Raw genomic sequence first — 8,295 nt, 5'->3', positions numbered from 1 at the left:
ACTGGCAGGAAGTGCAAATGCGGGAAAGTTGAGCGAGTTAATGAAGATATATGGTTAAGCTATTGAAGGACGTAGCAAATGCTTGCTGGATGAAAGTTAATGTTTATAACTATTTTTTGTTAAATTTAATACAGGTCTATTTGTTAGCGATTCGCCCTCTTCATGTATGCTTACGTACAGAACCATCAACAATATCGGCAAAGCTTACATAACAACTGCTGGAGCAAGCCTGACACCCTGGCCCACTCCAGCTATCCACCATTTGCAATCTCGGGGGAAAACCCAAAGGCCGCGTCTGGCGGCATGAATCAAAAGCTGTAGCGCACCCCAACGTTCACACCCCAGGGCTGCTCCAAATGGCGACCTTTGGCGTAATCCAGGTCGGTATGCACCTGCAATTGCTCCGACACTTGAATGGACAGGCCGACGCCCAACTCGCCGCGGCTGCCGGACAGATCATTGGTGAATCGATTGCCATTGACCTGAACGGTGTTGCCACTGGCAAACTCGTGGGCCATGGCGGCTTTCACGTAATAGTCCACGCTGCCGCCCGTATCAAGCGGGAGGCTCTGGCCCAGCATGGCGCCGACTTTGCCAAGCACTGAATCGGCTTTTTTGCTGCTGGCCTGCATGCCGTTGTCCAGATGGTATTTGTCGCCTTGCACCTTCAGCGCTGAAAGCTGGGCGAAGGGAGTGACGGTGACTGTCTTGCCCAGCTTGATCCGGCGCCCGGTTTCCAGTGAAACACCCACGCCATGGTTGTTGTAGTCACCGCCGGTTCGGGTATCGTCGCTCATGCGCACGGCAGAGCTGTTTTGGAAACGGTTGAACTTCACCACCCCGTCGGCGTAGTAGCCGCTGTCGGCGAGCCAGGTGCCGTACAGGCCCACAGAGTAGCTATCGACCTTACCGGATGTGCCACCCTGCAAGTCCAGATCGGACTGACTGTAGCCCACCATCCCTCCCACCAGCGCCTGGCCGCCGGCAATGGGCAGAGGGATGTCGGCGCCCAGGCTCAGGCCCTGCTGGCGCTGCGTGTAAGCCACACCGGCGGCTGCCGAAAGGTTGTATTTATTGCCATAGGCGCGGCTCCACATCCCACCCTGCGCCGCTCCCAGGCGTAACTCGCCCATGCGGCTGCGCAGGCTGGACAGTTCGCCATACCACACCGTGGGGGCAGCGCTGAACAGACCCAGCACCGAGGCCGCGCCGGGGGTCACTACATTCCCGGGGCGTTGTACAAGCTGCCAATCGTTACCCATCTGCTTGAGGTCGTAAACGAACGTACCCAGGTCGACCTGCCCGCCAATGACAGCAAATTGTCCATCGCCGCCGCCGGTCTGTACCAGCGTCAGCGGGTCTTGCCCTTCGGCCACGTCGGCCCCGGTGTTCTGGATTGCCAGCAGGTGATTGCCGGAGACGTCCCCTGTTACCACCAGCAGATCACCCTGCCCGGCAGCCAGGTCGGTACCCAGCGCAAAGGTTCCGCTGCCGCCCAGTTCACCAAGGGTCAAGCGGGTGAAGCTGGCATTGCCACCGGCGCCCCGCAGGTCAACCATCCCTCGGGTGTCAAGGGCCCTGATGGTCGAATCACCTTCGACCGTCCACCCTGAGCTGGCGTCCAGCGTCAAGGTCTGCACGCCCTCGACATTGCCGGTCAGCCATGCCCGGTTCTGCAAAATCAGGCGCGCGCCGGCAGTGGCATCCGCTACGACATCTCCCGTGAGCATGCTGTTGTCCACGGTGACCTTGGCCTGGGCATCGTCCCGCACTTCGAGGATGACGCCATTGCCTCCGGTCAATTGCGAACCCTTGTAAATATCGATGACAGCTTGCAGCCCTGGCTCCACCAGACCGCTCACGATGATGGCGCTGCCGGCAGCCCCTTGCACGATGGAGTTGTCAAGGTGCAGCGACGCTTGGTTGCTGAGCACCCCGGGTATGGCGTCGGTAGCCAGGGTGACACCTACCTGGTCTCCCAGCACGGTGCTATTGATCAAGCTGGCATTGGCCCCCAGCAACAGCATGCCTACACCGCCATCGAACGGTGAAGAAGCCGCGCCGGTACCGTGGACGCGCGTGTCGATCAGCTCGACCGAGCTTTTATGGGTGGCGCTGATGCCACGATCCACGCCAGTGATGTCGCTGTCGGAAACCAGCGCGTGCGACCCCCGGTAGGTACCGCCGATTCGAGTGATCAACTGCAGACCATACCCGGCAGTGGCGCTGATGGTAGAGCCACGGATAAAGGCAGCGCTGTCGGTGAGATCCACACCTACAGCCCTGCCGCTGACCAGGGAATCGGTGAGCGTGACGCGGCTGCCGTTGATACCGGCGACGCTCAAGGCCTGAGCGCCGGGGGTGAATGTCAGCCAGCCGCCGTCACGCGCGCTCCAATTTTCCACCCGGTCGCCGGCGTTGATCGTCGCAGACTTGCCCGGCGCCAGATTGGCGGCCAGTGATTGACTGATAGTCAGGGCATTGAACAGCACAGTTAGCACCAGGCAGCGGTAAATACCGAGCCTGTGTTTGGGTCTGCACAACATAGTTGATGCGCCTCAAGGAATGATTAAGGCGCATTTAAAAGGATCAAGTCCGGCGTTGATGTAGGGCCCTACGGGCTTATCTGTAGGAAACGTCTGATTCAGGCGAGCTGATCATTCGGCCGGGCTTCGTTGCCCGCGTTCTGTAGTCACCAGGAATAACGGACGCCGATATTCACTCCCCAGCGTTGCTCGATATTCTCGCCACTGCTGTAAGCGGCATCCGCATGCACTTGCAATACATCGGTAAGTTGTGCGGCAACGCCGCCCCCAAATTCGGCACGTGTGCCGGAAAGATCATCATCGAAGTTCTGGCCGTTGACCTTGACCCTGTTGCTGCGGGCGAACTCCTGTGCGGCCGCCATTTTTACGTAGGGCTGTACGAAACCGCCGCTTTGCAGTGCCCAACGCCGGCCTACGTGTGTGCCGACCTTTCCCTGCATCGAATTGGCATGGTTGCTGCTGGCGCGCATGCCATTATCCAGATCATAGCCTTGGCCATCGACCCATAACATTGAGGCCTGCGCGAAGGGCTCGACGTACCAGGCATCGCCCAACTCGATACGTTTGCCGACTTCCAGCGAAGTGCCGACCCCATGGTTCTTGTAATCACCCTTGGCCTTGACGCCGTCGCTCATCAACACGTCCGCTTTGTTATGGAAGCGATTGGCCTTGACCAGGGCATCCACGTAATAACCGGAATGGCTTCGCCAGGTGCTGTACAAACCCACGTAGTAACTGTTTACGTCCCCCGATGTGCCGCGCTGCAGGTCGAGATTGGAATTGCTGTAGCCGCCCATGACGCCGACCAGCCATTGACCATCCGTGGCAGGCAACGCGACGTCCGCACCCAACGAAACACCACTTTGCTGCTGTGTGTATTGGACCTGGTCACCCGGCGACACGCTGTATTTGTTGCCATATGTCCGCGCCCAGGCGCCGCCCAGGCTGTTACCGTTGCGCAGTTCGCCCATGCGCGACAACAGGCTGGCCTGCTCGCCGTACCAGACAGTCGGCGCGGCGCTGAATACCCCGATAACGGCACGGGTACTGGGCGTGATGATCGGGTCTCCGCCACCAGAATCGCCTGGGTCTACGGGTTTTACCGGATCTACGGGGTCCACGGGCTTTTCTGGATCCACTGGATCCACTGGATCTACTGGATCTACTGGATCTACTGGATTTACTGGATCTACTGGATCTACTGGATTTACTGGATCTACTGGATCTACTGGATCCACGGGATCTATCGGCTTGGTCGCCTGAACCAGAAACCAATCGGTGCCGCGCTGCTCCAGCCGATACTGGTAGGTGCCCACATCGACAACGCCGCCGGCAACCGCGAAGCTGGCCGGGCCGCTGCCGGTGCGCACCACTCTTTGCGGCACGTCTTCGGTAATGGGCTCCACGCCGGTGTTTTGTATACGCAAGGAGTGAACGCCGTCCGCGCTGCCGCGGACATCGATCAAATCACTCAGATGCCCTGCCAGATCGGTGCCCATGCCGAAGGTGCCTGCACCCGACAGGCTGGCCAGGGTCAAGGTGCGAAAACTACCCGGCGTTCCGTTCAGCTCCACGGTACCGCTATTGAGCGTCAGTGCTCCTACGTTGGAATCGCCGGCCATGATCCAGCGCGAACTGGCGTCGATAGCCATCGCCTGGGCATTACTGACGATACCGGTCAGGCTCGCGCCATTGACCAAGTCCAGCGTTGACGCACTTCCTGCAGTCTGGCTGACATTGCCGATCAGAGCGCTGCCATCCAGTCGCAGGCTGGCGATGTCGGTGAGATCACCCTGCAGCGTTGAGCCGTTGTCGAGTTGGACTGCACCCTGGGTCACATTGCCGGTCAGGGTACTGCCGTCCAGGCTCAGGCTGGCAACGTTGCTGACATCGCCATTCAGCACGGAACCGGAGGTCATGCTGACACGCGCCGCCGAACCAAGGGCCTGTTCGATGCTGCCGTTCACCGTGCTGCCGACGACTGTGAGCGTGGCGACATTGCTCAAGGTGCCATTGTAGGTGGAGCCATTTTCCAGCACGACAGTAGCCGCGTCGTTGACCGGTACCATGAAGTCCCCGGTCACGCTGCTGGCGTTGAGCGTCAGGGAGTCCAGGTTGGTGAGGTTGCCAGTGATGCTGGCGCCATTAAGCAGAGCGGCATCCAATGTCGCACCCTCCACGGCCGTCACGTTCCCGACCAATTGGCTATTGTCGACGACGACGCTGAGGCTGGCTGTGTCGACCACATCCAGCATTGTTCCATTGCCGCCTGTCACGGTAGATCCGTTGGCGATAGTCAGCGTGCCTTGTACAGGGTTGGTATCCAGCAGGACCAGGATGCCCGCGCCTGTTGTACCGGTAATCGAGGATCCGTTGTCCAGCGTCAGGTTGACAACGTTGTTTACCGCTCCGTCGTCGGCCACGAACACGCCCGTGTCCGCTCCCGTCACACTGCTGTTGCGCAGACTTACAGAGGCTCCCAGCACTGCCATGCCTACCCCTGACGCGCCGGTGCCAACGATACGAGCATTCTCGGCGTCCAATCGACTGTTACCAGTGATGTTCACGCCGCGCTCGAAACCGCTCGAGGTGCTGTCCACCAGCGTGGCGACCGAGCCTGGCCTGGTGCCGTTGAGGTCTGTTGTCAAACTCAGACCAAAACTGCCCCCGCTGGTGAGTGTGGCGCCATTGAAGCTGCCGCTGCTGTCGACCAGCGTGACGGCATCGACTCCGGCCGTGATGGCTTGGCCTCCGGCAAACGTCACCGTGGAAAGTGGGCTGGCAAATACCTGGAGGGTGCTGGCCCCTGTGCCTACGTTCAAGGTCGCAGCATTCAGGGACCAACTCTCGGGCGCGCTACCAGGTATGACAGTGGCGGACTGACCTGGGGTCAAGGTGGCCGCATGTCCAAATGGTACGACCAACAACGCAAGCAAGGCTGTCAGGGGTTGAGGGGACGACCGGGGGAACACCCTTGGATTCATAAGAAGTACCTGAAGAGTACAGCGCCAAAAAAGTACCAACTAGGTATGAAGTGATAGTACTTACTTTGATGTCCGTCAATATTTAAAGACAAGGGATGCATCATGAAAATATTTATTCATAAACAATGAGCAGGAACTGAAAATTTCAGGAAATAAGATGCATGAATATTTTCATACACAACGATCGTTTTTATCGAGATATTATCGTACACGCCTACAAGTCATCAGCAGTTTCTGACACGCTGAAAATATCACAAAGAATTATTCAACCCTAACTCCATGAAGACAAATAAGTTTCTTGAGGAAAGCACATTTTTTATCTTCGAAGTGCACTACGGTACTCGCAATTTTCAGCAGAGCGGTCTACTACTTTCACCTCGGTAGTTGTGTTTGATCAAACCCACCGAACACTGCGGGCATCAATGCTTGCCCGTGCGTGTACCCCTTTTATCCATACGAACCATACACAGGTGAATATGATGCCCACCAAATCGGAAACCCGAAAAAAAATCGCCGACCTCCCCACGCTGCAACGACTCCCTTCGCGCAATCAAACGTTTCCGTTCAGCGCGTTGGGCGTAACACCGTTCGTGGGAACCTACCCGTTCACAGTGGCAGGGATCAACCCTGACGGATCCATTCCTCTGGATGTATTGGGCGAAGATCTGGAGGTGTCGATTCCTCTGCACGATGCGCCAGTCACCACTGCTGACAGACTTCAACTGACCCTCAACGGTCTGCTCGTTGGTACCAAGCAGGCACTGGCTGTAGGTGTAAATCCGACGGTGCTGCTGCTTGATAAAAGCTTGCTCACAGCCGAAGGCACCTATGTTCTGGACTACACCCTGTTCCGCGGCTTCGGCCAGAATGCACAACCCGCCAATGAGCGCCAGAACCTGATCGTAGACCTCACGCCCCCCGGCAGCGATGATCTGGGCGCTCTTCGGTTCGCCAGCAAATTCCTCAATGGCGTCACGGAAGGCGATTTGGAAGGCAACGACCTTAATCTGGTCGCCACGGTGCCGGATTGGGTTGGTGAAGAAGTGGGAGACTTCGCCATTCCCTTCATTGCGCTGGAGGGTCCAGATGGCAGCGAACCGGCGGAAGCAGACTACCTCCCATATAAGGCGCACCAGGCGGAAGTCACCGTCGTCGGCGGCCATCTGGAAATCGAGATCCCGAAATCAACGCTCGTGGGCCTAGACGACGGGCGCATGTGGTTCTCTTATCGAGTAGAGGACAAGCTGGGTAACCGGCATCCTACCCTGGCACCGCCTGTGGTCTTGAATGTGTTGCTGGTGAACGCTCCGACGAACCTTCTTGAAGTCGCAGTTCCGGCTGCGGATACGGACGGTGTGATCAATTGGGAAGACGCCACCCACGTAGACGGCGTCCGGGTTGATATCCCTCTGTACACGACGCCGGACCCGGACGACCTGATTTTGTTGTACTGGGACGGTCGCCCATTGGGCACCGTTCCAGTCGGCACCGAGCCAGCAAGCGGCTGGCCTGACCCACTGCTCAGCCTGGGTGTCCCCTACTCCGCGATCAGCCGGACGCCCAAAGGTAACGTACCGGTGCGGTTTACCGTGGTTCGCAACGCGATCGAGTCGACAGCATCCCCTGATCATTTGGTGGAAGTCGACCTGACTACACCAGGCGATATAGTGGACCCTGATCCATCGACACCGGAGCACGAAAACCTGGCTGTGCCAGTTGTAAAAAGCGACTCTGGCGAGACCAATATCATTCCGCCGGCGGACTACGGGAAGGATGCGACCATCACCGTGCCATTCCTGGGAGCCAATGGTAACGCAATATGGGCAGATGGCGACCACCTGACCGTCCATTGGGCAGGTAACACATCGGTAGGGCGTGCTATTGGCAGCACGGATAATGCAAACATCGTCCTAACCGTACCTCACATTAGTGTCATCGAACCAGGGCCTTCGGGGGCGATGGATGTCTACTACACTATCGAACGCCCGCTGCCCGTAGGGACGGGGCAGTATGGCGTCGCGCGTTCGCCTTCTATCGTTGTCGATGTGCAGAACACCGCTGAAATTCCCGGGGGAGGGGCTGTATTGCCTCTGGCGACTTATCCGGAAGCGATAGTTGAAGCTCCTTACCTTATCATCAACCAGGTACTGGGCGATGACGGTACCACCGTCCGAATCCAGTTGAACTTCACCAACAATAATATGACCGTAGGGGACTTCATCAGCTTCCGTTTCGTGGGTGTCTTCAGCTACGATGACATGGACGCAAACGAAGTTCCTGGGACCGAGGTCACAGACAATTACCAGCTTCTACAAGAAGACGTGGACTTGGGTTACCGCGAGTTCACCCTGACAGTCGACCAGTTGAAAGCCATCTGTGAAACCGGCGCCTACACACAATACACCCTCAGAAACTCGGCAGGCTCTGCGACATCGCCCAAAGCGGCGGTGGTCATCAGTATGTTTACCAATGGCTACTGCGTTATTCCGACGCCGTAACGCCGTAGCATCAGCTCCAAGCCATCACGTGCCAAACTAAGCGTGATGGCTTTTTTATCATGGCAGCATTTTGTCATGTCGATTCGGGCCGGCCCATCATTGCAATGCCAGGCAGATTCAAACCGCCAGGCAATGAATAAAACCGTACAAAAATATAATTATAAACATTAACTTTCACCCAGCAAGCATTTGCTACGCCCTTCAATAGCTTAACCATATATCTTCATTAACTCGCTCAACTTTCCCGCATTTGCACTTCCTGCCAGC

Annotated in this window: 3 protein-coding genes; 1 reads left to right on the top strand and 2 read right to left on the bottom strand. The window is 57.4% G+C overall.

The window, feature by feature from the left end:
* Positions 1–308 precede the first annotated feature (308 nt).
* Together H7993_RS20645 and H7993_RS20640 are read right to left on the bottom strand one after the other, a co-directional pair.
* Positions 309–2,492, bottom strand: coding sequence for an autotransporter outer membrane beta-barrel domain-containing protein (locus tag H7993_RS20645; protein ID WP_185795501.1), 2,184 nt, complete (start codon positions 2,490–2,492; stop codon positions 309–311).
* Positions 2,493–2,692: 200 nt separating this feature from the next.
* The gene (locus tag H7993_RS20640; RefSeq protein WP_185795500.1) at positions 2,693–5,569 is read right to left on the bottom strand and encodes an autotransporter outer membrane beta-barrel domain-containing protein; all 2,877 of its coding nucleotides are present in this window, start codon (positions 5,567–5,569) and stop codon (positions 2,693–2,695) included.
* A 440-nt stretch (positions 5,570–6,009) separates the two neighbouring features.
* On the opposite strand from H7993_RS20640, the gene H7993_RS20635 reads away from it, so the two are divergent.
* Positions 6,010–8,028, top strand: a complete 2,019-nt coding sequence (locus H7993_RS20635) for a hypothetical protein (protein WP_185795499.1) — start codon at positions 6,010–6,012, stop codon at positions 8,026–8,028.
* Positions 8,029–8,295 lie beyond the last annotated feature (267 nt).

Source organism: Pseudomonas baltica, assembly GCF_014235765.1.
In the GTDB taxonomy this organism is placed as follows: domain Bacteria; phylum Pseudomonadota; class Gammaproteobacteria; order Pseudomonadales; family Pseudomonadaceae; genus Aquipseudomonas; species Aquipseudomonas baltica.
The sequence above is the reverse complement of the archived record's forward strand: the minus strand, read 5'-3'. Positions and strand labels throughout refer to the sequence as shown.